Raw genomic sequence first — 25,556 nt, 5'->3', positions numbered from 1 at the left:
TTGACTTCATCCACAGGGCGCGGGTCGGCGCCGTCAGTCGCGTTGAAACGCCACGTCGAGCACGTTCGCCGCGCCCGCAGCATCCCCGGCGAACTCGACGGTGACCTGTTCCAGGACGCCGCCGGTGAACGGATACGGCGAATCGAATGCCGACGACACCGAGTACACGACACTGCGCCCCGCCGAAACGGTCTGCATGATGTCCAGACCGTTGATCGCGACGCCGTTTGCCGCGCCGACGACACGATCATCGATCGACAGCGCGACGTCGCCGATCATGCCGAAGGTTCCGTCGATCGACCCAGTCCGGGTGAACGCTGCGCTAAGCGTGTGTCGCCCCAGCGCGATCGGCTCATCGGAGACGACCGTGTGCTCGGCCCCGCCCAAATTGCAGACGTAGTGCACGCGGCCATCCTGCAGGAACAGCACCTGGCCGCCCGACCGGTTGCCTTGCGAGAACAACACTCCCGCGGCGGCGCCACTTTCGACCGTGACCACCGCGGTCACCACGAATGACCGTCCCCGGACCAGCCCGCGAAACGACGTGTGCCCGGCCGGCGTGCCTGCGTGGTAAACCGCGCGCGGCAACGGCGCAGCGGCGGTGGCCGCGGCCCGGGCGATGAGCTCCCCGGTGCTCAGATCGCTGAGCGGAAACGCCTGGTACTCAACAGCTTTCTCGTGCCACAACGCCTTGAGCTCGACCAGCTTGTCGGGATGTTCGGCCGCGAGGTCGTGGATCTGGCTGCGATCGGCTTCGATCCGGTACAACTCCCAGCGATCCTGATCGAACTGCGACCAGCCCCGCGGACCCGCACACGTGGGCGGGTGCACGGTGTTGGCGAACCACCCGTCGTGCCAGATCCCGCGGGTGCCCATCATCGAATAGAACTGCGTGTCCTTATCAGTGCTCTCGGCCGGATCTCGCAGGGCCGCAGCGAAACTGACGCCCTCCAGCGGCCGCTGCGCGATGCCCCTGACTTCGCCCACGCCGGTGATGCCGAGCAGCTCGTAGACCGTCGGAGTCACGTCACTGACGTGGGCATAGTGTTCGCGCACCGCGCCCCGCGGTGACAGTCCCTTCGGCCAGGAGATCACGCACGGATCGGCGATCCCGCCTTCGTGCGAGGCGTAGCGCTTGAACAGCTTGTACGGCGTGTTGAAAGCCATCGCCCAACCGTTCGAGTAGTTCAACTGCGTTGCCGGTCCGCCGAGTTCGTCGTAGAGCCGCAACCCTTCCCTTGTGGTGTCGGCGCTGCCGAACATGGGAACGGATTCGTCGATGGCTCCCAGCGGGCCGCCCTCCCCGCTGGCTCCGTTGTCGGACATGATGACGACGATCGTGTTGTCCAGCTGCCCGGTCTCCTCCAGGTAGTCGATGACTCGCCCGATCTGCGCGTCGGTGTAGCTGAGGAATCCGGCGAACACCTCGGCCATCCGGCACGACACGCGTTTGTCATCGTCGGACAACGAGTCCCACGGCCGCACGTTGTCGTGCTCGGGCCACGGAATGCCGTCGGGGCTCGTGGCTTCGGCGTACGGATTCATCGGGGACAGTTCGGTTTCGGACGGCACCAGGCCGAGCTCCTTCTGATTGGCCAGCGCGATGTCGCGGTAGCGCTCGTAGCCCATGTCGAACCGGCCGCGGTATTTGTCGGCCCATTCGGGGAAGACCTGGTGCGGTGAATGCCCGGCGCCGGGACACAGGTACATGAACCACGGCTTGTCGGGTGCTGCCGCGTGGTGGTCACGCAGAAAGCCGATTGCGTTGTCGGCGAGATCCTTTGACAGATGATAGCCCTGCTCGGGGGTGGACGGCGGGTCGATCGGCTGATTGTCCCGCACCAGGCTCGGGTACCACTGGTCGGTCATGCCGTCGAGGAATCCGTAGAACCGGTCGAATCCGCGGCTCAGCGGCCAATAGCGGCGTGATCCCGCGGCATGGCAGTCCTCCAGTGGCGCGAGGTGCCACTTTCCGACGGCGTACGTGGACCATCCCCGTTCGGCCAGCACTTCCGACATCAGCGCGGTCTCGGCGGGGATGCGCCCGTTGTGCCCGGGATATCCGTCGGCCAGATTCAGTACGGACGCCACGCCGACCGAGGTCGGGTTACGCCCGGTGAGAAGCGAGGCGCGGGTCGGCGAACACAAGGCGGTGGTGTGGAACTGCGTCAACCGGATTCCACGGTCGGCGATGCGCGACATGTTGGGCATCTCGACCAGCCCGCCGTAGCAATCCCACGTGGCGATGCCCGTATCGTCCCACAGCAGATACAGGACGTTCGGCGCGCCCGCGGGCGCAGTGGCGCCCCGATAGGGCGCCCAGTCGGGCACCGAGTCCCTGATGTCCTCGGAGACCGTGCCGTCGAATTCCACCATGTGCTTTCCTCCAGCGCTGGACGAGTTAGCTAGCCGCGCTTACTACCGTACGGACATCCGGACGCAACGGCTTCCCGCATGCCATCTCCGGGCACCCGCCACGCCGGTAAGGTCGAAAGACACGCGCGACACGGAAGGGGTTTGCCGGACGTGATGCAGTCGGCCTCGAACTCCCTCCCCGACGCGCTGCGTCGGCACGGTGACCGGATTGCGGTGTTCAGCGAGTTCGAGCGCGTGACCTACCGCGATCTCGCCGACCGGGTGTCGACGGCGGCCGACGTCATCGGCCAAGGGCGACGGCTCGTCCTGCTCGAGACCCGCAACGATCTCGCCACCCTGGTCCACTACCTCGGTGCGCTTGCCGGCGGGCACGTGGCATTGCCCGTCGCGGCGGGCGGCGACCACTCGGCGATCACACAGACCTACTCACCCGACACCGTGGTCGACGCGGCCGGGGTGCATCAGCGCCGTCGCACGAGTGCGCACCGGCTACATGACGACCTCGCGCTGCTGATGTCGACGTCGGGCAGCACCGGTTCACCGAAGCTCGTGCGGTTGTCGCACACGAATCTGTCGAGCAATGCCGCCGCGATCGCGGATTACCTCGACATCCGTGAGACCGACCGGGCTGCAACGACTTTGCCCCTCCACTACTGTTACGGCCTCTCGGTCGTCAACAGCCACTTGCTATCCGGGGCGGGTCTCATCCTGACCGATCGATCTGTGGTCGACGACGAATTCTGGCAGCTGTTCGCCGAGCATCGCGGCACCAGCTTCGCCGGTGTACCGCACACCTTCGAACTGCTCGACCGCATCGGATTCGACGCGATGCCACTGCCCCACCTGCGCTATGTCACGCAGGCCGGTGGGCGGATGGCGCCGGAGCGTGTCCGTCACCTCGCGACGCTCGGCAAGCGTCGCGGCTGGCGCCTGTTCGTGATGTACGGCGCCACCGAAGCGACGGCCAGGATGGCATATCTGCCACCCGATTCGGCGCAGTCGCGCCCAGACGCGATCGGTATACCCATACCGGGCGGCGACTTCCGGATCGACCCGCTCGACGGGTGGCCCGACGGCACCGGTGAGCTGGTCTATCGCGGCCCGAACGTGATGCTGGGCTATGCGGAACGACGCGACGACCTCGCCCTTGGATCCACCGTCGAGGAACTCCATACCGGCGACGTCGCACGCCGCGGGCCGGACGGGCTGTATGAGATCGTCGGCAGGCGAAGCCGTTTCGTCAAACTGTACGGATTGCGTATCGACCTGCAGCGGGTGGAAGCGGCGCTGGCCGAACATGGGGTGACCGCGCTGTGCGCGGGCGACGACGACGGAATCGCCGTCGCCGCGACCGGCAACCACAACGCCCGCGACGTGCAGAAGCTCGCCGCGACGGCGGCCACCATCCCCGTCACCGCCGTCCGGGCCGCAGTCATCGACGACCTGCCGACCTTGGCCTCGGGCAAACCGGATTACCCGGCGGTGCGGAGACTCGCCAGTACCGAACCAACCGACGCCGACCGCACCGACCTTCGCACGCTGTTCGCCGAGGTCTTGCAGACCGACCGCACCACGATCGACCCGGACGCCAGTTTCGTCGACCTCGGCGGCAACTCGCTGTCCTATGTGGCGATGTCGGTGCGGCTGGAACGGGCGCTCGGCAGACTTCCCGCCAATTGGCATCGCATGACGCTCACCGAACTCGAACAGACCTGTGCGCCGCGGCGCCGATGGACGTCGACGGTGGAGACCAGCGTGGCCCTCCGCGCGGCAGCGATCATCTTGATCGTCGGTTCACATGCCGACCTGTTCAAGTTGTGGGGCGGCGCCCATCTGCTGCTCGGTGTCGCCGGTTTCAACTTCGGGCGCTTCTGCTTGACTCCGGTGTCGCGCACTCAGCGCCTGCGTCACCTGCGCAGCACGATCGCGTGGGTTGCGGTGCCGTCGATCGTGTGGGTCGCCATCGCCCTGGTGATCACCGACGACTACCACGTGTCGAATCTGCTGCTGGCCAACAAGTTCCTCGGGCCTCCCGACAGCATGACCGCGGGCCGCCTGTGGTTCGTGGAGGTGCTGGTCTGGATTCTGGTGGGACTGGCGGTGGTGTGCTGGCTGCCGGGAGTCGACCGTTCGGAACGGCACCGGCCCTTCGCATTCGCCGCGACGTTCCTGGTGTTCGGCCTCGTGCTGCGTTACGACCTCGCCGGCTTCGACCTGGGTCGTGAGGCGTGGTTCACGGTGCTGGCCTTCTGGTTTTTCGCGACGGGCTGGGCGGCCGCCAAGGCCGTCAGCACCTGGCAGCGCGCGCTGGTCACCGTGGCGGTCGCAGTCGGGTTGCACGGCTACTTCGGCAACAGCCACCGGGAAGCCCTCGTGTTGGCCGGCTTTGCGCTCCTGATCTGGTTGCCCGCGCTGCGCTGCCCGCCACTGGTGACCACCGTGTGCGGTGTGCTCGCGGAGGCTTCGCTCTACATCTACCTCACGCATTACCAGGTCTATCCGCTGTTCGACGGGTATCCGGCGGTCGGGGTGCCGGCCTCCCTCATCGTGGGGATCGCCCTGACCTATCTCGTGACCACGGCACGGAAATGGTGGGCAGGCCGGTCAGTCCGGCGTGCGATCCGCCACGAGCCCCTCCTGCACCAACGTGGCGGCGACGGTGCCGTCGGCGCCGATCAGGCTGGAGGTGATGATCCCGCGGCCACGCGCGGCGGCCGGTGACGTCTGCTCCAACAGGTTCCACGCGTCGGCGCGCACCGGGCGGTGAAACCAGATCGACGAATCCGTGGTTCCGCTGCGGTGACTGCGTGACCGCATGCTGTGGCCGTGCACGGCGAGCGCCGGATCGATCCCGTACAGGTCGGTGACATACACCGCGATCAACGTGTGCAGCGCCGGATCGTCGGGCAGGGCGGTCGTGACGCGCCACCAGAAGCGCCGCACGAACTCACCGCTCGAACTGTCGTCGGCGATACGGATGTCGAGTTCGTCCAGCGGAAGCGACGGCGCGGGACCGGGCGGCCCGGTGCGCGGCAGCGATTCCGGGTCGTGCGGGAGTCCAGAACGCGTGCCGTGCTCGGGACCTTGCAGTGCGGTCGCAAAAGACACCGTGGCCGTCGTGAGCATCCTTCCGTGCTCGAAGGCCTCGACGCGCCGCGCCGACGCGGTGCGGCCGTCATAGCTGCGGTGCACGCGGTATTCGGCGGGCTCTCCCGCGTCGCCGCCGCGCAGGAACTGCATGTGCATGTTGGTCGGCGACCGGTCGCCGTCCACCGTCCGGCACGCCGCCGCCAGGCTCTGCGCAGCGAGCAGCCCGCCGTAGGCTCGCTTGCCTGCCGGTCCGCTGGCGCGTCCGGTCCAGACGTCGCCGTCGCCCACGACGTCGAGCAGCTGCAGCAGTGTGTTCACCTCTCTGCGGAACCTATTGCCACCGTGCCGGATTCGGTCAGCGCGGCAATCTCGGCGGGGTCCAGCCCCAGGTGTTCGGCGAGCACGGCTGCGGTGTCGTCGCCGAGCGCGGGCGCGGCGACGGCGGGCGGGTAGGCACCGCCGATCTGAACCGGCAGGCCCGGCGCGAGGTAGCGCCCGATGCGCGGCTGGTCCAGCTCGCGAAACAACGGGTTGGCCGTGACCCGCTCGTCGCAGGCGACCTCGGCGAAGCTGCGGTAGCGCTCCCACAGCACCGAGGTTCCCGACAGGGCGGCGGTGATCTCGGCGCCGGTGTGCTCACTGAACCACAGCGCGAACAGCCCGGTCAGCGCGTCGCGGTGGAGGTAGCGCTGGCCCTCGTCCCCGAAATCCGCGCCGAGCGCCTCGGCAAGTGCCGCAACCGCTTTGGTGGTTCCGGTGACCTCGGTGAGGTCACGGAAGTGACGGCCGGTGAGTGCGACGAGCATGAAGCCGACACCGTCGCTGCTCGTGAAGTTCTGACCGTATGTGCCGAACAGGGTGTTGCCCAGGCGTTCACGCGAGGTTCCGTTGACCATCACCTCGGTGAGGAAGCTCAGATTGCCCGCGGTCGCGAGCGCGACGTTCTCCAGCGGGATGCTGATCCGTGCGCCCTCACCGCTGGCGTCGCGGTGGCGCAGCGCGGCGCTGACCGCGAGCGCGACGTACAGTCCGCAGCTGACATCCCAGGCCGGCAGCACGTGGTTGACCGGGGTGGACAGCTGTGGAGGCCCGGTGACGAGCGGGAAACCCAGCCCCGCGTTGACCGTGTAATCCACGCCGGTACCGCCGTCAGCCCGGCCGGACACCTCGACGTGGATCAGGTCCGCGCGCAGCGCGCTCAGTGTGTCGTACGAATGCCATTGCCGCCCGGCGACATTGGTGATCAGCACACCGCTCTCGGCGATCAGGCGTGACACCAGCTGCTGCCCCTCGGGTGACCGCATGTCGGCGGCGAGCGACCGCTTGCCCTTGTTCAGTCCGGCCCAGTAGATGCTGTCGCCGTGGTCGGTCACCGGCCAGCGCCGGTAGTCGGCGGCACCACCGATCGGATCGACGCGGATCACCTCGGCCCCGAGCTGGGCCAGCGTCATGCCGGCCAACGGCACCGCGACGAAGCTGGAGATCTCGACGATCCGCACGCCGGCCAGTGGACGGGTCGGATCCGACGGCGTTACAGGTTCGGCCATCCGGTCAAGCTATCAAGCCCGTTCTGTGGCCAGTTTCACCGCGGCGGCTTCGATGGTGTCCTCGGACAGCAGCACCTGTAACGCCGCGTCGCCGAGCGGAATTAAACTGTCGCTGCTGGCCACCCGGTCCACCCGGCCGGTGTATCCGTGTGCCAGCAACTCGGCGAGCACGCCCTCACCGACGCCGCCGGTCTCGCGGGTCTCGTCGACGACGAGCACCCGCCCGGTCGCGTTGGCTTCGCGAACCATGTCGTCGACGGGAAGCGGGGCCAGCCAGCGCAGGTCCACCACCCGCGCGGCGATGTCCAACCGTTCGAGCCGCCGCGCCACGCGCAGGCTCATCCATACCCCGTTGCCGAACGTCAGGATCGTCAGATCGGGACCGTCGCCGTAGGTGCGGGCCCGCCCGATCTGGACCGGCCGCTGCGGATAGGACGCCAGCCACTCCGAGTCACCGTCCTCGTGCAGGTCCTTGGTGTGGTAAAGCGCGATGGGTTCGAGGTAAACACACACGGCTCCAGCGCTTTTCGCGGCCGCGACACACGTGTGCAGCATGGCCGCGGCATCGTCGGGCCGTGCCGGGGACGCGATCACCACGCCCGGGATGTCGCGGATCGCGGCGATCGAGTTGTCGTTGTGGAAGTGACCGCCGAAGCCCTTCTGGTATCCGTACCCGGCGATACGCACCACCATGGGATTGCGGTATTGGCGGTTGGAGAAGAACTGCAGGGTGGCGCCTTCGCCGCGGATCTGATCGGCGGCGTTGTGCAGGTAGGCCAGGTATTGGATCTCGGGGATCGGCAGCAGCCCGGAAACCCCGGCGCCCAGCGCCAGCCCGAGGATCGTCTGTTCGTCCAGCAGGGTGTCGAACACGCGCGCCGGCCCCGCGGTGTTCTGCAGGCCGCGTGTGACCCCGTAGACGCCACCTTTGCGTGCGACGTCCTCGCCGAAGACGATGGCCTCCGGGTGTTCGGCGAGAACGTCCTTGAGTGCCCGGTTGATGGACAGCGCCAGGGTCAGCGCGTCGCCTGCCGGGCCGCCGGGCGCGACCGAGACGGCTTTGGCTTCGTCGAGGGTGTCGCGCAGTGGCTTGGTCACGGCCGGTGCGCTGTCGAGCTGCGGGAGATCGCTCACCTCGCGCGCCACGCCGATCACCTCGGCCCGCTTGGCCTCATAACGTTCGATGGCGTCGGCGGGTGTCAGGATGCCGTGCGCGATGAGCGTTTTGGCGGTGTTCACGACCGGGTCGCGGTCGTAGTCGGCGAGGATCTCGTCGGGCCTGCGGTATGCCGGTTCGTAGTCGGATCCGGCGTGGCCCATCAGTCGCACGGTCCTCAGGTGCAGGAACGCGGGCTTGCGGTGGTTGCGTACCCAGTTCGCGGCGGCGAGCGCGGTGTCGAACGCGTCGGTCACGTCGCAGCCGTCGGCGGCGAAATACTCCAGCCCTTCGCGGTTGGCGTAGGTACGCGCGACCCAACCGCGTGGGGTTTTGGTGCTGATGCCGATGCCGTTGTCCTCGCACACGAACAGCAGCGGCATGGGCAGACCTTGGTAGGCCGCGTGCAGCGCGGCGTTGATCGCGCCGACGGCGGTCGAGTGGTTGGCCGACGCGTCGCCGAAGCTGCACACCGTCACCGCGTCGTCGCGCCACGCACACGTCACGTCGAGCTTGCGGGCCCGCGCGATCGAGAAAGCCACGCCGAGCGCGCGCGGCAAGTGGGAGGCGATCGTCGAGGTCTGCGGGATGATGCTGAGGTCGTGGCGCCCGAACACCTTGTGCCGCCCGCCCGAGATCGGTTCGGTGGTCGCCGCGACGATGCCGAGCAGCACGTCGCGCACCGGGTCGGAGCCTTCGACCTGGGCGGCACGGGCGAGGTAGAAGCCGCCGGACCGGTAGTGCAGCAGTGCCGGATCGGTCGGGCGCAGGGCCGCGGCCACCGCGGCGTTGCCTTCGTGCCCGGATGACCCGATCGTGTAGAAACCCTTGCCCTGTGAACGCAGCCAGCGGGCCGCGAGGTCGAGGTGGCGGCTGGCCAGCTGGGCGTCGAACAGCGCCAACGCCTTCTCGTCGGTCAGGGCCGATCCGGCCGGCCAGGACTCGGCACCGCCCGCGGTCAGCGCTGAGACGGTCGTGGTGAAGTAGGAGTCGATCGATTCGGCCACCTGGCCTCCTGAGCTCGCGGCTGGGTTGAACGATGCGGTCGCTGTGCCGTCAGCGGAACGCGCCGATTCCGGTGAGTGCCTGCCCGATGATCAGACTATGCATCTCGCTGGTGCCTTCGTAGGTCAATACCGATTCGAGGTTGTTGGCGTGGCGCATCACCGGGTACTCGGCGGTGATGCCGCTCGCGCCGAGGATGGTGCGCGCTGTCCGCGCGATCTCCAGGGCCTCGCGCACGTTGTTGAGCTTGCCGAGACTGACCTGGTCGGGAATCAGGTCGCCGGCATCCTTGCGCCGCCCGAGGTGTAATGCGAGCAGGAAGCCTTTGCCGTATTCGAGTGTCATGTCCGCAAGCTTCTGTTGCGTGAGCTGAAAGCCGCCGATCGGCCGGTCGAACTGCTCGCGTGAGCGGGCGTAGTCGAGCGCGGTTTCCAGGCAGTCCCTGGCGGCCCCGAGCGCGCCGAACACGATGCCGAATCGCGCTTCGTTGAGGCAGCGCAGCGGCGCGCCGAGGCTCGTCGCGCCGGGCAACCGCGCGCTGTCGGGCAGCCGCACACCGTCGAGCACGAGCTCACTGGTCACCGAAGCACGCAGGGACATCTTGGATTTGATGGTGTTGGCCGTGAAACCCGGTGTGTCGGTGGGGACGACGAAGCCGCGGACACCGTCGTCGGTGCGCGCCCAGACCACGGCGACATCGGCGACCGAGCCGTTTGTGATCCACATCTTGGTACCGGTGAGGACCCAGTCGTCGCCCGACCGTGTTGCGCGGGTACGCATGCCGGCCGGGTTGGATCCGTGGTCGGGCTCGGTGAGGCCGAAGCAGCCGATCCGGTGACCGGTGGCCATGTCCGGCAGCCACCGATTCTTCTGCTCGTCACTGCCGAACGCGTAGATGGCATACATCGCCAGTGAGCCCTGCACGCTCACGAGCGAGCGGATGCCCGAGTCGCCCGCCTCGAGCTCAAGGCACGCCAGACCGTAAGCCACCGCCGAGGTTCCGGCACACCCGTAGCCCTTGAGGTGCATGCCGAGCAGGCCGAGCTTGCCGAGTTCCACGGCCAGTTCACGAGCGGGCAGCTCGCCGTCCTCGTACCAGGTCGCGATGTCCGGGCGGATCCGCCGGTCGACGACAGATCGCACGGTGTCGCGGATCTCGCGTTCCTCGGCACTGAGCAGCGCGTCGGTCGCGATCAGCGTATCGGCGGTCACGGGCTCGGAAATACGCTGGGACGCAGTCATATCTGTCATCTTTCTCGTGATGATTGTTCGGATTCAGCAGCACCCGGTGCCACGGGGTGCATTGGCGACGGCCGACGGCGCTTCACCGCGCCAGCTCACCGCCCGGCTGGGCGGTGGGGTCTGTTCGCTTCGGGTCTTGACCAACGGCATGCCGTCGACGAGTACCGCCGCGATGCCAGGCAGGTCGCCCACTGCGAAGCACTCGAGCGCATCGCCCGCGGTCGATCCGGTGATCGGGCCGAGGACCAGCAGGTCGGCGGGGGCACCTTCGGCCAGCACCCCGGTGTCGAGGCCATGAGCCTTGGCGGTCTGTCCGGTCGCCGCGGCGACAGCGGCCAGCGGGTCGACACCGCAGATCGAGGACAGGAAGCAGATGTTGCGCAACATCCCGCGCGGGATGACGCCGGTGCCGCCGGGCGTGTCGGTCCCGAGCGTGAGCCGGCCGAGCTCACCTCGTGCCGAGAGCTGCTCGGCCACCAGCTTCGTGGCCCGGTAGTTCATCGAGCTGCACACTTCGATGCTGGCCGACGGCAGATCCGCGATGATGCCGACGATGTCCTCGTCGGGTGACGGGATCGGGCCGCCCGAGATGTGCCCGATGATGTCAGGGCGTACCGCGACGGCGACATCGCGGCCTGCGACCCGACTCGATCCCGACCGCGACACGCCACCGGAGTGCATCTTGACCGTCATGCCACGGTCATGCGCCCAGTCGACATAGCGCTGAGCCTCGCCGTCCCCCAACCGGTTCCAGTCGTAGAAGATGAATTTGAGGTGCTCGATGCCCTCGCGCTGGGCGCGGTCGAAATGCTCCTCGGTCATGCCAGGCACGAGCAGCACCGTTCCGGCATTGACCTTGACACCCGACGGCCGCGAGCGGCCGGTGGTGTGCTTCGAGGTGATCGCGATGCTGAGCACGAGTTCTGGTGTGAGCGAACCGAAGTCAAGGCCAGGGATGTGCAGTTCGCCTGCCGACACCATGGATGTGGTTCCGCCGTGCAGGTAGTTGCCGATCCAGCCGATCGAGTTCTGGGCCGGCGTCCACTCGCCGAAGGTGGGATGCACGTGGCCGTCGACCAGGCCGGGCATCACGGTCAAGCCACCGGCAGACAGCACCCGATCCGGGTTCGGATGCTCCACGCCGATGCCCGCGACACGACCGTCCTCGATCAGGAGCGTGGTGTCGCGTAGCGGTTCGATCGCCGCATCTCCGTGCAGCAGGAGACCGATGTCCTCCACGAGCAGTGTGGTCACATACCCCCCTGGGTCAGTTGGATTTTGTATACACTATCCGATAATTCGACGCCGGCATAGTACGCAGCGCCGGTTCGGTCTCCCGCGACGCAGTCAGCGGCGCGCACGGAGCCGCGCCAGTGTCGGGGTAAGCAGCGGCACGGCGAACACGACCAGCACAACGATGAGCGCACCGCCGAGGTTCATCGCGAGCCGCACCCCGCCCTCGTACCAAGGGAACAGCTCCGGATACTCGCTGATCACCAACAGCACGGGCGGACCGGTGATGGCCCACCACGTGTAGTTGACCGGACGCAGCGCCATCGCGAGCAGAAACAGGGCGACCGTCAGCGCAATCGTCACGGGAGCAGGCGGTTGCGTGCCCAGCAGCACCGCGGCGATCACCGCACCGACCGTGTTGCCCGAAAGCCGTTGGGCCAAGCGCATACCGGTCTGCCCCTGGCTCGGCTGGATCGTCAGCAGCACACTCGTCACCAACCAGTGCCCACCCACCATCTCAGCAGGCAGAAGCGCCGCCACCGCAACCGCGCAGCCCACCGCGACACCCACCCGTACCGCGTGGGCGACGTCAGGTCTACGTGGGGCCGCATCCTCGTCGCAGGCAGAACCCGCCAACCGGGCAGCCCCGAACCACACCAACCACGCGGCGAACACCACCGCGGCACCGATCACATACGGAGTCAGTGCGATCAGCCGTTCGGCGCCGGCCAGATCGGCGACATCGAGATCGACCGCGATGAGCACCACCGCCAGACCCGCTGTCGCCCCGACTCTTCCGACCAGCGCACCGAACACGGCCGCAAGCACCGTGGCAACACCCAGGAGATACCCGTACGGCGCACACAGGACGACGATCCCCGCGCAGACCACCACAGTGAGCATCCGTACGCACATGGCCAGAACTGCCGCCCGCCACGTCGTCGGCAGCTCGGGCACCGCGGTCAGCACGAATCCCAGGCCCACCGCCGATCCCAGCTCCGCGTGGCCGGCCAGCGCGGTGACGACGAGGATCGCGCCGAGCGAGAACGCGAGGGCGGCCGCCACGCCCCAGCGGCTGTCACCTGTCGGCCGCAGTAGTTCGGGCGTGCGCAGCTGGACCGGCATCACTCAGAATAATCGGCGGCGTCCAACACCGCCTGAACGATGCCTTGATAGCCGGTACAGCGGCAAATGTTGCCCGACAACGCTTCCCGCACCGCATCCTCGGTCAACGGCTTGTCGGTGTTGGGATCCCGCAGCAATTCGACGGCCGTCACCAGGAATCCGGGTGTGCAGAAGCCACACTGCAATCCGCCTCGTTCGGAGAACGCCTGCCTCAATCGGCGGGTCTCCTCGAACTCGTCGAGCCCCTCGACGGTCGTCACCCGCAGGCCGTCGACCTGGACCGCCAGCATCAGGCACGTCCGCATGCTGCGCCCGTCGACGAACACTGAACACGCACCGCAGACGCCGTGTTCGCAACCGAGATGAGTTCCGGTCAACCCCAATTCGTCGCGAAGGAAATCCGCCAGCATCAGCCGGGGCGGCACCGTGCGTTGCACGAGCCTGCCGTTGACGATGACCGATATCGCGACCCCGGCCGGATGCTCGGACACCTCAGTTGTCTGCATAGATTCGCTCCTGATCTCCACCGATCCGCTGCTGAGCCTCCGTGAGCGCCTGCACCAGAGCCGTCTCGCACAGTCGGCGCGAATAGTCCGGATCAGCCGAAGACGGTTCGGTCTCGTCAGCCCACCGGGATGCGAGTTCCCGCCACAACCGGGCCGACGGGATCTGCCCGGCTGCGTCGTCACCGACGAACAGCAACGGCCGGTCCGCGGCACTGAGCACTGCACACCGCACCGATTCGATCCGACCGTCGGTGCCGACCTTGAGCAGGCAGCCCGCGCCAGCCAGGCCATAATCGCCGTGCTGGTGGGCATATTCGACGAATCCCCAGCCTTGACCCGGCCGGATGGCGGGGACCGAAATCCAGGTGAGGATCTCGTCAGGCTCAAGGGCATTGGTGTAGAAGGACACGAACATCTCGTCGGCGCCGATCTGGCGTCGCCCCTTGCTCGCCGATTCGACATGGAACGTCGCACCGAGAACCAAAGTGGCCAGCGGCATTTCGGCAGCCGGGTCGGCATGGGCCACGGACCCGCCGATGGTGCCGCGGTTGCGGATGCCGATGTGGCCGATGTATCGCGCGGCATCGGCGAGCAGCGGGGTGCGGGCCGAGATCAACGGATCGACCTCGACGGTGCGGTGCGTGACGAGGGCACCGAGAATCAAATCGTCGGTGTCGTCGAAGATTCGCTTGAGTTCGTCGAGGCGGCCGATGTCGATGATCACGCTCGGCCGCGCCAGCCGCAGGTTCATGAGCGCCAGCAGCGATTGTCCACCCGCCATGAGTTTGGCGTCCGGGTACGCCGCCAGTTGTTCGAGCGCTTCTCCGACCGATTCGGGGCGGAGGTAGTGGAACGGTGCCGGCTTCACGAGGCCACCCGGGCCAGGGCGCGACACAGCTCGCCGGTTGAGATCGGCGTGGTGGCCACGTGAATTCGACCGTCGAGGGCATCGTCGACGGCGCCGGCGAGCGCCGCGTAGACGGCGATCGTGCCGCTCTCCCCCGCACCGCGCACCCCGATCGGATTCGCCGGGGTGTCGACATGAAGATGCTGGACGCGCACCCGCGGTACGTCGGTCGTCAACGGCAGGTGATAGGCGGCGAAGGTCGTCGACTGTGGTTGACCGGAATCGGAGTACTCCCAGTGCTCGAACAGTGCCCCGCCCACCCCCTGGGCTACGCCGCCGACGATCTGTCCCTCAACGATTTTGGGGTTGATCTCGCGGCCGCCCTCATGGGAAACGGCGTAACGCAACACCTTGACGATGCCCGTCCGTCGGTGCACGCCGACGATTGCGGCGTGCACGCCCATCGTCCACGTCACGGTCGGAACCCGGTAGACCGCAGTGACGTCGAGTGCCCCGCCACCCTCCTGGTCACCGCCCACCGCGATGGCTCGCGCGAGATCCTTCCAGCTGACGGCGTGCCCGGCGGCGACGTGAAAGCACCCCTCGGCGTACTGGATGTCGCAGCGCTCGGCACCCGACAGGCGGGCGACACGATCGGATGCCAGCTCGATGAGCTTGCCTGCGGCCATGTGCACGGCTGACCCCGCCAGGATGGCGGATCTGCTCGCGAACGTGCCGACCCCGTCGGGCAATCGTTCGGTGTCGCCGGCGATATAGGCGACATGAGCCATCGGCACGCCCAACGCCTCGGCGGCGACCTGGGCGAACACCGTCTCGTGTCCCTGCCCGGCCGACGCGGCCCCGGCGGTCACCTCGAACCGGCCGCCCGGCAGAAGCCGCATCCGTGCCGTCTCGTGCGGCCCACGGCCGGTGGCCTCCAGGTACGACGACAGGCCGTACCCGATGCGATACTGCGGATACCTTGCCGCACAACGGTTCACCTCGTCGCGCGGCAACGTGTCGAGTACCGACTCCAGACATGCCCGGTAGTCGCGGCCGTCGTAGGAGATCGGGACACCATCGCGGTACGGGATCGGCCGGGCGTACGGCATGTCGGCATCGGTCAGCAGGTTGCGCCGCCGGATCTCCTCGCCAGTCAGGCCGAGCTCGTGAGCTGCCGCATCCAGGCTGCGCTCGAGCGCGAATGTGGCCTCGGGCCGGCCCGCACCGCGGTACTGCGCGACCAGGGTCTTGTTGGTCAGTGCGGCCCGCCCGGCGATGTCGGCGGCCGGGATCCGGTACGGGCCGAGCAGATGGATGGCGGTGTTGGCGATGATGCCTGCCACCCAGAGGCTTCCGGCACCGATGTCGACGACGAAATCGTCGGCCCAGGCCAAGATGTGGCCGTCGCCGTCGAGCGCGAGCCGCGTGCGGTGCAGCTGATCGCGCCCCTGAGCACTGGCCACCAGATGCTCTTGGCGATCCTCCACCCAGATCAACCGGTGCCCGGTCTGCCGGGCGAGAAGTGCGAGCAGGATCTCCTCGGCATACACGTTGGCCTTGGTGCCGAAACCACCGCCCACATCGGGCACCGATACCTTGATCTCCTGTCGTGACCAACCGGTCACCGCACAGATGGCGTTGCGCACCATGTGCGGAACCTGAGTCGAGGTGGTGACTTCCACGCGTGTGCGCCTCGCGTCGAACTGCGCGAGCACGCCACGGCACTCCAGCGGTACCGCGCCGTGCCGGTTCATCCGGTACGTGCCCGTGACCACGGTCGCGGCCGCGGCGAACGCGCTGTCGGGGTCCCCGAACGAGTAACTCAGCCGCGCCGCCTCATTTCCGTCGAGGTGATCGAACAGCACCGGGCACTCCGGCTCGAGCGCCTGGAGCGGATCGGTGACCGCGGGCCGGGCCTCGTAGTCGACTTCGATCACTTCGAGCGCATCCTCGGCGAGGTACCGGTCTTCGGCGATGACGACGGCGATCGGCTGGCCTGCGTAGTGCACCCGGTCCGAGGCCAGGATCGGCAGTCGCTGTTCGGCGAGCACGCATGAGGTCGCCGCGGTGAACTGCGGGTCGGGAGTCGTGAGCGTCGGGATGGGGACGCCGCAGATACCGAGGTCGCCCGCCGTGAAAACCCCGACCACACCGGGCATCTGCTCGGCGGCCGACACGTCGATCCTGCCGATCTCCGCGTGCGGCTCGGTGGACCGAAGGAACACGACATGATGTGCGCCCGCGGCGAAGTCCGCCACGAACTGCCCCTGGCCCTCGAGCAGTCGCCCGTCCTCGCGGCGCTGCACCGAACTGCCGATGTAGCCGGTCAATGAAGTCGTTTTTCCCATTGCCACAGGGCGATCGAGATCGCGAACGAGATGGTGATCAACAGCATGATCGTCGCGACCATCGACGGGTAGTCGCCATGACTGTAGGACTGTAGGACCACCCGGCCCAAACCCCTTCGGGTGGCGAAGAACTCGGAGAGCACGACGCCGACCACCGCAAGGCTCACCGCCAGCCGGATGCCGGTGAGCAGCGGCCGCCGGATCGCGGGAATGATGATGTGGATCAGCATCTGCCATGCGTTGGCGCGAACCGAGCGAGCGAGCTTCCAGTAGACGCGCGGTATCTCCTGTACGCCGGTGGACACGTTGATCAACACCGGAAACAGCGCGAACAACACACCCATCACGACCTTGGAACCGGTCAGGCTGAATATCGGCAACAGCACCGGGTACAGCACGATCTTCGGAATTCCGTTGAGCATGATCAGGATCGGCTCGAAGATCAGCCGTAACCGCTCGGACAGGCCGAGCAGCAGCCCCAACCCGCCGCCGATCGCGGTTCCGATGACGAACGCGAGGAACACCGACTGCGCGGTGACCCGAAGATCGAACAGGTACGCCGGGTCGGACAGGTTCTCGATCAGCACGCCGATGGTCTGGACGGGCGATGGGATCACGAACGTCAGGTCCGAGAAGACCTCCCAGATGATCACCACCAGGAGCGCCAGCAGCGTCGCACCGACCGCCTGGTTGCCGAGCAGCGCGCGCAACCGCTGCGACGTCGACATTGCCGGGACGCGCGGTGCCGCCGCGGTTTTGGTCTCGGTCGAAGTCATCGGTTCCTCCCCCGCAGCAAGACGCGTTCCACGAGTGCGAGGAGCACCGTGAGAATGCACGAGAGCACGAGCACCACCGCGATGTAGGCGAACATCTCGTTGTTGTTGAAGATCTCGTAGAGGTAGCGGATGCGATACCCCAGACCGGCCTGCGCGGTGGTGAATTCCATCGCGATCGTGCCGATCAACGCATAGACCACGGCCAATCGGAGGCCCGCGACGATGAAGGGGCCTGCCGCGGGGATCGCGATCGCGAACAGTGTCTGGCGCGGGGATGCCTTCAGCGAGCGGGCCAGCTTCATGTACACCGGCGGCATCGAGTTGAGCCCGACCGCGGTGTTGAGCGCCATCGGGATCGCGGCCATGATGGTGGCAAGGATGATCACCGACATGGCGTTGATTCCGACGAGCACGATCATCACCGGATAGAACAGCACGAGCGGCACGGCGTAGAACGAGACCAGATACGGCTCGAAGATGCGGCCAACCGCGGGCAACTTCCAGAAGATCAGTCCGGCCGCGAAGCCGAAGAGGCTGCCGAACACGATCGAGAACGCCACCTCGACGCCGGTGCGTGCGGCGTCATCCCAGAACTGCGACTGGCCCAGCAGTCGGCCGAGTTCGGCCAGGATCACCGAGGGCGCCGGCAGGACCCGGTCGCTCCACAAGCCGGCGCGGGCACCGATTTCGGCGAACACCAGGAACGCCGCGATCAGTATTACCGTCGAGATACCACTCAGTGCGAAGTTGCTGACCTTGCGCTTGCGGCGGGCCGGTTGCGAAGGGCCGCTGTTGGGCGACATGGCTTCGGTAGGCAAGTCGTCTTGTGCCACATACGAAGTCGTCACGTGCTGGCGGCCTCCTGCTGCTTGAACCCACGCATGGATTCGGCTTGCAGCGACGTCCAGATGCGGTTCTGCAACTCGTTGAACTGAGGCGTGGAGACCATGCTCGCGTCTCTTTCGTCGGGCAGGTCGATGTCGACGACATCGATGATCGAACCGGGCCGGTACGACATCACCCAGACCTGTTGGGACAGCAGGATCGCCTCGGAGATGTCGTGCGTGACGAACACGATTGTCTGGTGCGTGCGGGCCCAGATCTGCCGGACCTCGGCGCCGAGGAACAGCCGGGTCTGCTGGTCGAGCGCTGCGAAGGGCTCGTCCATGAGCACCACCTCGGGCTGCACCGCGAGCGTGCGGGCCAGCGCGACGCGCTGCCGCATGCCACCGGAAAGCATGGACGGGTAGGACTTCTCGAAGCCGCCGAGCCCGACGAGCTCGATGGCATCCTTGGCACGCTGCCGGCGCGAGGCTTTGTCGACACCGATCATCTCCATGGCGAACGCGACGTTCTCCTCGACCGTGCGCCACGGCAGGGTCGAATCCTCCTGGAACACCACGCCGATCGACGGGTCGGGCCCCGTCACGGGCTTTCCGGCCACCCGAACCTGTCCGGTCGACGCCTTCTGTAATCCCGAGATCACCGCAAGGAGCGTCGATTTCCCGCATCCGCTCGGCCCGACGATGGACACGAAACTGGAGTGCGGCACATGCTGCGTGATTCCGGTTACCGCAGTCACCTTGCCTGCCGGGGCGTCGAAGACGACCGACACGTCGTCGATCTGGATGCCGTCGCGATCCATGGGTATGCCTCTCGGAGTTAGTGGGTGTGCTGGCTCAGAACTCCGCCCGTGCGTCGTCGGGCAGGTACTGCTGGTCGAGCATGGTGGCCCAGTCGATCGGCTCAGAGATCTGGCCCGCACCCACCATCAGCTCCGAGAGATTGGTCAGACCCGCGGTGTCGACCTTCAACGAGTATCCCTTCGCGAGGTCGGGATTGTTGGCGAAGGCCGACTTCATCACCTCGGGGGTAACTCCGACGAGCGGTGCGATCTCGGCGGCGGCTTCGTCCGGATTGGCGACGAGCCACTCGTTGAGCCGGTTGGCGACCACGAAGAAGTTGCGGACGTTGTCCGGATTCTGCTCAGCGTATTCCGTGTTGACCGCGACCAGGTCGGCCGGCAGGTCGCCAACGACCTCACGCGAATCGACGAGCACCTCGGCGCGTTCGGACGCCTGCTTGTCGGCGATGAAAGGTTGCATGGCCCAGCCCGCGGTGATCTGGCCGGCCTTGGCGGCCGTCCAGTTGTCGCCCATCGGCCCGACGGCCTGCGACTTGACGCCGAGCTTGCGCTCAAGGCCCTTGACGATCAGTTCGGTCGACGAGCCGGCGGAGCTGAATCCGAGAGTCGCGTTCTCCAGCTTGCGCCCCGGCGGGGAGATCCACGAGAAGTCGTTGATCTGGAACCACGGCGCAATCACCTTGAGATTCGAATTCGGTTGCTGCGCAGCGAGAATCACGGAGCTGTTCCCGGCGATGGCCATATCGGCGTCACCGCTGGTGACCACCCGCAAGGTGTTTCCACCCCCGCCGCCCGAATAGAGATCGACGTTGAGCCCCTGCTCGGTGAACCAACCCTTGTTGATGCCGACCTGCAGGATGGCCATGAACGGCAAACTGTCGACGCCGGTGGCCGAGATGCTCAACGCATCCGTACCCGCGGTGTCCGGACCCGCGGATTCGTCGGCGCAGGCCGTCGCGCCCGCGATGAGGGCAACTGCGGTACACGCCGCGGCAAAGGCTTTGGGGAACCAGGACATTCGGGGCAACCTCCGGGTCGTGAATATTGGATACACTATACGAATTGCTGTGATCTAGGTCAATGTTTTGGGTGCTCGTGATGTGGTGAACACCCGTGAAATCACCCCGGCGAGTTCTAGCCCGACCGCGACACCGAGGAGGGCGGCAGCCGCGGTGAAACGCCCGCCGCCGACTGCCATCGGTATATCCGGCAGCGAATCCGCGGCTGCTGGTTCATGTGGGACCACCCGCGCCGCGCTGACGCCGTCGGCGGGCGTGAGCGCCCGCTTCAACGGAGGCGGCGCACCCGGCACGGCACTTCCCGGAGCGGGAAACGGCCGTGGCGCGGCCCCGGTCTCAGCCATGTCCACCGACGATATCGGCGAACGTCCGAATCGTCGGCGCACGGCTCTCCCCCGGCCGGACGAACGGAACGATCGACACCTGGTCGACGCCGAGCGCTTCGATCTCTTTGAGCCGTTGCCCGCACTCGCCGGGCGTTCCGGCGAGTGCGAACAGATCGACGAGCTCATCGGGCACCAGATCCGCGTGCGAGGCCTCGGTGTTCATGTGTTGGTAGTAGTCGTAGGAATCGCGGATACGGTCGATCGCCTTCTCCAGCGACGGCTCCACCTTGGCCGGCAACGGCCGGATCGCGACCCGCGACACGTGCGCGCGGACGAGGTCGCGTGCGATGGTGCGATCGTCGTCGATGGCGGTTGGCGTCCACAGCACGATATGAATGTCGTCGAGCGTGCGGCCGCTCTCGGCCGCACCCGCTTCGATGGTCTTGAGCGCCGCTTCGATGAAATGCGGTGCGGTGCCGACCAGCACGATGACACCATCCGCGATGCGTCCCGACATGCGCAGGATCTTCGGCGCGGAGGCGGCGATGTAGATCGGGATGTCCATCGGTTCAGTCAGGTAGTTGAGGTGGTATTCGGCGCCGCTCGTCGGCTCCACCACCTTCTCACCTTTGAACAGGGTGCGGAGCTCTTGGATCGACTGTTCGAGTTCGGCGAGCTTCTGCGGTATGAGACCCATGGTGCGCAGCGACGAATCGCCGGTGCCGATACCCAGGGCCACCCGTCCTCCGGTGAACTCAGCGAGCGTCGCCCAGGTCGACGCGAGAAGCGATTGATGCCGCGTCACGGCGTTGGTCACCCCGGTGCCGAAGATGATGCGTTCGGTGCCGACTGCGGCGGCGCCCATCACGGTCGACGACTCCCGCCAGATGTTCTGCGAATCCCCGAGCCACACGTTGTCGTATCCGAGCGACTCGCTCAGGCGGACGTACTCGCACATCGTGCCCACCGGTTCGGTCGGAAACAGACCGACACCTTTACTCAGCACTATCGACCTCCTGGGCGACGTTGGATATCGTATCCAATCGTAAGCGGGTGGTTCGGGTCGCACAACCGGAACCGAAGATTGACAGACGATGAGAGGCCGGAAAACGCCATGCAACTAGTCAATGAGTTCTCCGTCGCCGCGCCGCTCGACATCGCCTGGTCGACGCTGACCGACATCCCTCGCGTCGTGGCGTGCATCCCCGGTGCCGAACTCGAGGGCCACGACGGTGACGACTACCGGGCGAAGGTCGCGGTCAAGGTCGGGCCCGTCGGACTCACCCTGTCGGGCACCGCGACCGTCGTCAGCCGAGACGACGCCGCGTACCAGATGGTGGTTCGTGGACGGGCCAGGGACGGAAAGGGCAACGGCACGGCCGAGGCGACCGTGACGATGGCGGCTCGCGACACCGATGGCCGCACCGAGGTGACGGTGCGCACCGACCTCGAACTCGGTGGCCGCATCGCACAATTCGGCAGCGGTGTCATCACGCAGGTGAGCAACCGGATCATCGGCCAGTTCGTCCGCAAGCTCAACGGCATCATCGCCTCGCCCGACACTGATCTCGCTCCCGCAACCGTCGCCGCGACAACGACGCTCCGACCGCGCGTCCGCGAAAACGACTGGGTCTCAATCGCGGTGACAGCACTTGCCGGGATCGCGCTCGGCCTGGCGATCGGGCGCACCGCGGAGCGGCTCGCCTGACTCAGCCGCGCACGGTGACGACGAGTTCGAGTTCGACACACGCGCCACCGGGTAACGACGCGACCCCGATCGCTGTGCGAGCGTGCGCTCCGCACTGCGCGCCGAAGGCGTCGAGCAGAAGCGTCGAGGCGCCGTCGATCACCGCGGGATGTGCGTCGAATTCGGACGTGGCCCGCACATAGCCGCGCAGGTGCACGAGCGCCGTCACCGCGTCGAGACCCACGGCCGCGTCTATCGCCGCCACGAGATTCAGCGCGGCATGGCGTGCCTGCGTACGGGCCTGCTCGACAGTGACGTCTTCACCGACCACTCCCACCGCACCCGGATCCGCGGGACGACGCGCGGTGGTACCCGATATCCAGAGCTGGTCGCCGTACCGCCGGCTCGGAGAATAGGCGCCTTTGGGTTCCGCCGGAGTGGGAACGTCAAAACCCAACGCCGCCAAACGATCCCGAGGTGTCACGAGTCGGCTTCAGCGTCCTCGCGGCCGAACACGATGTGCAGATGGTCGATCGCATGCATGCGGTGCTCGTGATTCAGCGCCACCACCCGGTCGACGTCGCGTGCCGCCATCGCCTCGACCAGCAGAACGTGCTCACTGTTGACCTTGTCGAGGTCCATCAGGTGGGCATAGAGCGGGCGATACGCGTCGGCGGTGTTCCACAGCTGGTTGACGATCCGCTTCGTGCGGGCCATCCGGCTCGCCTCGAATGTCAGGAAGTGGAATTCACGGTTGGCCAGACCGACCCCGATGAGATCCCCCGTTGCGGCGGCCCGATCCATCTCCGCCATCTGTTCGCGCATCCGCTCGATCACTTCGTCGGTGACATCGGGCATGGCGTCGCGGATGAGCTCGGCCTCGAGAATGTCGCGCAGGCGGAACACCTCGAGGAGCTCTTCGAGACCCAGCTTGGCGACGCGGTATCCGCTGTGCGGCACGTAGGTGATGTACTCCTCGGCCTCAAGCGTTTTCAGCGCCTCGCGAATCGGTATGCGCGACATGCCGAAATGCTCGGCCAGGCTCTCCTGCACGATCCAGCTGCCCGGCGCGAGCTTGCCACTGGTGATGTCCCGGCGCAGCGCCTCGGCTACTGCCTGCTGCGCGGTTTTGGGCCTGACGAAGTCCGACTTGCCGTTGCCGGAGGCAGACTGGGGGGCGGTGCGTCGATTGGCTGTTCGCGGTGGCATCGGGTCTCGCTTTCGCTAATATTGGATACTCTATGCGATCACCCGGGCACGGTGCCATCTCCTCGGCGCGTTCCGGGCTCGTAAACCTCCACCTCGTTGCCGATCGCGCGGCCTAGATGAGGTCGATCGCCTCGGCGATGGACGGCAGCACGCGGCTCGGCCGGAACGGGTAGCGCTCGATGTCGTCGACGGATGTCGAGCCGGTCAGCACCAAAATGGTGTCGAGTCCCGCCTCGATGCCGGCCACCACGTCGGTGTCCATGCGGTCCCCCACCATGACGGTGTTCTCCGAATGCGCCTCGATCCGGTTCAGCGCACTGCGGAACATCATCGGGTTGGGCTTGCCGACAAAGTACGGATCGCGGCCGGTCGCCCTGGTGATCATCGCGGCCACCGACCCGGTTGCGGGCAGCGGTCCCTCCGCCGAGGGCCCCGTCACGTCGGGATTGGTGGCGATGAACCGGGCACCGCCGAGGATCAGCCGCACGGCCTTGGTGATCGCCTCGAACGAGTAGGTGCGGGTCTCGCCGAGCACGACGAAATCGGGCTCGGTATCGGTGAGGGTGTACCCGACCTCGTGCAGCGCGGTGGTCAGCCCGGCTTCCCCGATCACATATGCCGATCCGCCAGGCAGCTGGTCGTCCAAGAATGTCGCGGTGGCGAGCGCTGAGGTCCAGATCGACGCCTCGGGCACGGTGAGACCCGAACGCATGAGCCGCGCGGCCAGATCACGCGGCGTGAAGATCGAATTGTTGGTCAAGACGAGGAACGGCCGTTCCTTGTCGGTCAACGTCTGCAGGAACTCCGCGGCACCGGGTAACGCGTGTTCTTCGCGAACCAGGACGCCATCCATATCGGTCAGCCAGCACTGGGCATGTGAACGCACGAGTCCCAGTGTCTCAAGCCGGGCGGCAGTTCACGGGTTAACCGGACCCTAACGCCTCACGCCGAAACTGAACTCAGGGACAGATCTCTCGCGAGATCTGTCCCTGAGCGCAGTATTGATGAGTGTCGAACCTCAGCGTGCGTGTTCGTCGGCGACGTCGAGTGCCTTGTCCAGAATCGCCAGCCCCTCGCGCACCTCGTCTGCCGACACGTTGCACGGCGGCACGACGTGGATGCGGTTGAAGTTGGCGAACGGCAGCAGGCCGTTCGACTTGCACGCCGCGATCACGGCATTCATCGCCGGGCTGGATCCACCGTAGGGCGCCAACGGTTCCCGGGTCTGCTGATCGGCGACGAGTTCGACGGCCCAGAACACACCGGCGCCACGAACCTCACCGACGCTGCGGTGCTTGGCGGCGAGCTCGGCCAGCCCGGGCGCGATGACCTCGGCACCGATCTTGGCGGCGTTCTCGACCATGCCTTCGTCGGCCATCGCGTTGATGGTGGCGACGGCGGCCGCGGTCGCGAGCGGATGACCCGAGTACGTCAGGCCACCCGGATATGCGCGATGCGCGAACGTCTCGTAGATGGCCGGGCTGATCGCCACACCGCCGAGCGGCACATAACCGGAGTTGACACCCTTGGCGAACGTCAGCAGATCGGGCACCACGTCGAAGTGGTTGATGGAGAACCACTTTCCGCTGCGACCGAATCCGGCCATGACCTCGTCGGCGATGAACACGATGCCGTAACGGTCGCAGATCTCGCGCACGCCCGCGATGTATCCGGGCGGTGGCACCATGATGCCCGCGGTGCCCGGGATCGACTCAAGGATGATCGCGGCGATGGTCGACGGGCCTTCCAGCCGGATGAGCTGGTCGAGGTAGGCCAGCGCCCGCTCCGTTTCCTCGGTCTCGGTGGTGGCGTGGAACTGCGACCGGTACAGGAACGGGCCGAAGAAGTGCACCACCCCGGCATTGCCGTGGTCGTTGGGCCAGCGCCGCGGGTCACCGGTCAGGTTGATCGCCGTCTCGGTGCCGCCGTGGTAGGCGCGGTACCGCGACAGCACCTTGTAGCGGCCGGTGTGCAACCTCGCCATGCGCACCGCGTGCTCGACCGCGTCGGCTCCGCCGTTGGTGAAGAACACCTTGTTCAGGTCGCCGGGCGTGCGCTCGGCGATCAGCCTTGCCGCCTCCGAACGCGCCGCGTTGGCGTACTGCGGGGCGACGGTGCACAGCTTGGCGGCCTGTTCGGCAATGGCGGCAACAACTTTCGGGTGCTGATGCCCGATGTTGGTGTTGACGAGCTGACACGAGAAATCGAGCAGCCGGTTGCCGTGGCCGTCCCACACATAGGACCCCTGCGCAGCGGTGATCGTCATCGGCGAGAGTTCCTCCTGCGCCGACCAGGAGTGGAACACGTGCGCGCGGTCCAGTTCATAGGCCCGCGCGGCCTCGGCCTTGGCTTCCTCGATGCTCAGACCATTGGGAAGCACGGCGGACTCTTGAGTCACAGTCATGAATTCCAGTCT

22 protein-coding genes are annotated in these 25,556 nt (G+C 66.8%); 2 read left to right on the top strand and 20 right to left on the bottom strand.

The window, feature by feature from the left end:
* Nucleotides 1–33 precede the first annotated feature (33 nt).
* Entirely contained in the window at nucleotides 34–2,376 is a 2,343-nt protein-coding gene (locus ACRCUN_RS32900; protein WP_462145795.1) for an arylsulfatase, read from the bottom strand.
* Between the two features lie 153 nt (nucleotides 2,377–2,529).
* Between ACRCUN_RS32900 and ACRCUN_RS32895 the strand changes: the two genes are divergently transcribed.
* On the top strand, nucleotides 2,530–5,097 hold the full coding sequence (locus tag ACRCUN_RS32895) for an AMP-binding protein (protein ID WP_462145816.1): 2,568 nt from the start codon (nucleotides 2,530–2,532) through the stop codon (nucleotides 5,095–5,097).
* Here ACRCUN_RS32895 and ACRCUN_RS32890 read toward each other — a convergent pair.
* The 15 genes from ACRCUN_RS32890 to ACRCUN_RS32820 all read right to left on the bottom strand — a co-directional run bounded on the left by ACRCUN_RS32890 (nucleotide 4,981) and on the right by ACRCUN_RS32820 (nucleotide 21,250).
* Nucleotides 4,981–5,784: an acyl-CoA thioesterase gene (locus ACRCUN_RS32890; protein WP_462145794.1), complete on the bottom strand. Its 804-nt coding sequence runs from the start codon at nucleotides 5,782–5,784 to the stop codon at nucleotides 4,981–4,983. The genes ACRCUN_RS32895 and ACRCUN_RS32890 overlap by 117 nt on opposite strands.
* A complete protein-coding gene (locus ACRCUN_RS32885) occupies nucleotides 5,781–7,013 on the bottom strand; it encodes a CoA transferase (RefSeq protein ID WP_462145793.1) in 1,233 nt (410 codons plus the stop codon). Before ACRCUN_RS32885 ends, ACRCUN_RS32890 begins: the two co-directional genes overlap by 4 nt.
* A 12-nt stretch (nucleotides 7,014–7,025) precedes the next feature.
* Complete coding sequence (locus ACRCUN_RS32880; RefSeq protein ID WP_462145792.1) at nucleotides 7,026–9,176, bottom strand: thiamine pyrophosphate-dependent enzyme; 2,151 nt, start codon at nucleotides 9,174–9,176, stop codon at nucleotides 7,026–7,028.
* Between the two features lie 49 nt (nucleotides 9,177–9,225).
* Complete coding sequence (locus ACRCUN_RS32875) at nucleotides 9,226–10,416, bottom strand: acyl-CoA dehydrogenase family protein (RefSeq protein WP_462145791.1); 1,191 nt, start codon at nucleotides 10,414–10,416, stop codon at nucleotides 9,226–9,228.
* Between the two features lie 33 nt (nucleotides 10,417–10,449).
* Nucleotides 10,450–11,670 carry an amidohydrolase family protein gene (locus tag ACRCUN_RS32870; protein ID WP_462145790.1) on the bottom strand — a complete coding sequence of 407 codons (1,221 nt, stop codon included), beginning with the start codon at nucleotides 11,668–11,670 and terminating at the stop codon, nucleotides 10,450–10,452.
* Nucleotides 11,671–11,763: 93 nt separating this feature from the next.
* Nucleotides 11,764–12,774 carry an FUSC family protein gene (locus tag ACRCUN_RS32865; protein WP_462145789.1) on the bottom strand — a complete coding sequence of 337 codons (1,011 nt, stop codon included), beginning with the start codon at nucleotides 12,772–12,774 and terminating at the stop codon, nucleotides 11,764–11,766.
* The gene (locus ACRCUN_RS32860) at nucleotides 12,774–13,280 is read right to left on the bottom strand and encodes a (2Fe-2S)-binding protein (RefSeq protein ID WP_462145788.1); all 507 of its coding nucleotides are present in this window, start codon (nucleotides 13,278–13,280) and stop codon (nucleotides 12,774–12,776) included. The genes ACRCUN_RS32865 and ACRCUN_RS32860 overlap by 1 nt, the downstream gene beginning before the upstream one ends.
* A complete protein-coding gene (locus tag ACRCUN_RS32855; RefSeq protein ID WP_462145787.1) occupies nucleotides 13,267–14,148 on the bottom strand; it encodes an FAD binding domain-containing protein in 882 nt (293 codons plus the stop codon). The genes ACRCUN_RS32860 and ACRCUN_RS32855 overlap by 14 nt, the downstream gene beginning before the upstream one ends.
* Nucleotides 14,145–16,478: a xanthine dehydrogenase family protein molybdopterin-binding subunit gene (locus tag ACRCUN_RS32850; protein WP_462145786.1), complete on the bottom strand. Its 2,334-nt coding sequence runs from the start codon at nucleotides 16,476–16,478 to the stop codon at nucleotides 14,145–14,147. The genes ACRCUN_RS32855 and ACRCUN_RS32850 overlap by 4 nt, the downstream gene beginning before the upstream one ends.
* Nucleotides 16,457–17,254 carry an ABC transporter permease gene (locus ACRCUN_RS32845; RefSeq protein ID WP_462145785.1) on the bottom strand — a complete coding sequence of 266 codons (798 nt, stop codon included), beginning with the start codon at nucleotides 17,252–17,254 and terminating at the stop codon, nucleotides 16,457–16,459. Before ACRCUN_RS32845 ends, ACRCUN_RS32850 begins: the two co-directional genes overlap by 22 nt.
* Entirely contained in the window at nucleotides 17,251–18,102 is an 852-nt protein-coding gene (locus tag ACRCUN_RS32840; protein WP_462145784.1) for an ABC transporter permease, read from the bottom strand. Before ACRCUN_RS32840 ends, ACRCUN_RS32845 begins: the two co-directional genes overlap by 4 nt.
* Nucleotides 18,099–18,899: an ABC transporter ATP-binding protein gene (locus ACRCUN_RS32835; RefSeq protein ID WP_462145783.1), complete on the bottom strand. Its 801-nt coding sequence runs from the start codon at nucleotides 18,897–18,899 to the stop codon at nucleotides 18,099–18,101. Before ACRCUN_RS32835 ends, ACRCUN_RS32840 begins: the two co-directional genes overlap by 4 nt.
* Before the next feature lie 34 nt (nucleotides 18,900–18,933).
* Nucleotides 18,934–19,917 carry an ABC transporter substrate-binding protein gene (locus ACRCUN_RS32830; RefSeq protein WP_462145782.1) on the bottom strand — a complete coding sequence of 328 codons (984 nt, stop codon included), beginning with the start codon at nucleotides 19,915–19,917 and terminating at the stop codon, nucleotides 18,934–18,936.
* Nucleotides 19,918–19,971: 54 nt separating this feature from the next.
* Entirely contained in the window at nucleotides 19,972–20,262 is a 291-nt protein-coding gene (locus ACRCUN_RS32825) for a hypothetical protein (RefSeq protein ID WP_462145781.1), read from the bottom strand.
* The gene (locus ACRCUN_RS32820; protein ID WP_462145780.1) at nucleotides 20,255–21,250 is read right to left on the bottom strand and encodes an LLM class flavin-dependent oxidoreductase; all 996 of its coding nucleotides are present in this window, start codon (nucleotides 21,248–21,250) and stop codon (nucleotides 20,255–20,257) included. Before ACRCUN_RS32820 ends, ACRCUN_RS32825 begins: the two co-directional genes overlap by 8 nt.
* Nucleotides 21,251–21,358: 108 nt before the next feature.
* Here ACRCUN_RS32820 and ACRCUN_RS32815 point away from each other — a divergent pair, with 108 nt between their 5' ends.
* The gene (locus ACRCUN_RS32815) at nucleotides 21,359–21,952 is read left to right on the top strand and encodes an SRPBCC family protein (protein ID WP_462145779.1); all 594 of its coding nucleotides are present in this window, start codon (nucleotides 21,359–21,361) and stop codon (nucleotides 21,950–21,952) included.
* A 1-nt stretch (nucleotide 21,953) separates the two neighbouring features.
* Here ACRCUN_RS32815 and ACRCUN_RS32810 read toward each other — a convergent pair whose 3' ends face one another.
* From ACRCUN_RS32810 to ACRCUN_RS32795, 4 genes are all read right to left on the bottom strand, one after another.
* Nucleotides 21,954–22,415, bottom strand: a complete 462-nt coding sequence (locus tag ACRCUN_RS32810; RefSeq protein ID WP_462145778.1) for a RidA family protein — start codon at nucleotides 22,413–22,415, stop codon at nucleotides 21,954–21,956.
* The gene (locus tag ACRCUN_RS32805) at nucleotides 22,412–23,140 is read right to left on the bottom strand and encodes a GntR family transcriptional regulator (RefSeq protein ID WP_462145777.1); all 729 of its coding nucleotides are present in this window, start codon (nucleotides 23,138–23,140) and stop codon (nucleotides 22,412–22,414) included. The genes ACRCUN_RS32810 and ACRCUN_RS32805 overlap by 4 nt, the downstream gene beginning before the upstream one ends.
* A 112-nt stretch (nucleotides 23,141–23,252) precedes the next feature.
* Nucleotides 23,253–24,026, bottom strand: coding sequence for an HAD-IIA family hydrolase (locus tag ACRCUN_RS32800; RefSeq protein ID WP_462145776.1), 774 nt, complete (start codon nucleotides 24,024–24,026; stop codon nucleotides 23,253–23,255).
* Nucleotides 24,027–24,158: 132 nt separating this feature from the next.
* Nucleotides 24,159–25,544, bottom strand: coding sequence for an aspartate aminotransferase family protein (locus tag ACRCUN_RS32795; RefSeq protein ID WP_462145815.1), 1,386 nt, complete (start codon nucleotides 25,542–25,544; stop codon nucleotides 24,159–24,161).
* Nucleotides 25,545–25,556 lie beyond the last annotated feature (12 nt).

This window comes from Mycobacterium venezuelense (genome assembly GCF_054919535.1).
Note: the sequence above shows the minus strand (reverse complement) of the source record. Positions and strands in the feature narration are given on the sequence as shown.

What these genes read in the sequence shown, in the direction of transcription:
- ACRCUN_RS32900 (WP_462145795.1), bottom strand. Translation starts at nt 2,376, where the DNA reads ATGGTGGAATTCGACGGCACGGTCTCCGAGGACATCAGGGACTCGGTG.
- ACRCUN_RS32895 (WP_462145816.1), top strand. Translation starts at nt 2,530, where the DNA reads ATGCAGTCGGCCTCGAACTCCCTCCCCGACGCGCTGCGTCGGCACGGT.
- ACRCUN_RS32885 (WP_462145793.1), bottom strand. Translation starts at nt 7,013, where the DNA reads ATGGCCGAACCTGTAACGCCGTCGGATCCGACCCGTCCACTGGCCGGC.
- ACRCUN_RS32875 (WP_462145791.1), bottom strand. Translation starts at nt 10,416, where the DNA reads ATGACTGCGTCCCAGCGTATTTCCGAGCCCGTGACCGCCGATACGCTG.
- ACRCUN_RS32865 (WP_462145789.1), bottom strand. Translation starts at nt 12,774, where the DNA reads ATGCCGGTCCAGCTGCGCACGCCCGAACTACTGCGGCCGACAGGTGAC.
- ACRCUN_RS32860 (WP_462145788.1), bottom strand. Translation starts at nt 13,280, where the DNA reads ATGCAGACAACTGAGGTGTCCGAGCATCCGGCCGGGGTCGCGATATCG.
- ACRCUN_RS32850 (WP_462145786.1), bottom strand. Translation starts at nt 16,478, where the DNA reads ATGGGAAAAACGACTTCATTGACCGGCTACATCGGCAGTTCGGTGCAG.
- ACRCUN_RS32845 (WP_462145785.1), bottom strand. Translation starts at nt 17,254, where the DNA reads ATGACTTCGACCGAGACCAAAACCGCGGCGGCACCGCGCGTCCCGGCA.
- ACRCUN_RS32835 (WP_462145783.1), bottom strand. Translation starts at nt 18,899, where the DNA reads ATGGATCGCGACGGCATCCAGATCGACGACGTGTCGGTCGTCTTCGAC.
- ACRCUN_RS32830 (WP_462145782.1), bottom strand. Translation starts at nt 19,917, where the DNA reads ATGTCCTGGTTCCCCAAAGCCTTTGCCGCGGCGTGTACCGCAGTTGCC.
- ACRCUN_RS32825 (WP_462145781.1), bottom strand. Translation starts at nt 20,262, where the DNA reads ATGGCTGAGACCGGGGCCGCGCCACGGCCGTTTCCCGCTCCGGGAAGT.
- ACRCUN_RS32815 (WP_462145779.1), top strand. Translation starts at nt 21,359, where the DNA reads ATGCAACTAGTCAATGAGTTCTCCGTCGCCGCGCCGCTCGACATCGCC.
- ACRCUN_RS32805 (WP_462145777.1), bottom strand. Translation starts at nt 23,140, where the DNA reads ATGCCACCGCGAACAGCCAATCGACGCACCGCCCCCCAGTCTGCCTCC.
- ACRCUN_RS32795 (WP_462145815.1), bottom strand. Translation starts at nt 25,544, where the DNA reads ATGACTGTGACTCAAGAGTCCGCCGTGCTTCCCAATGGTCTGAGCATC.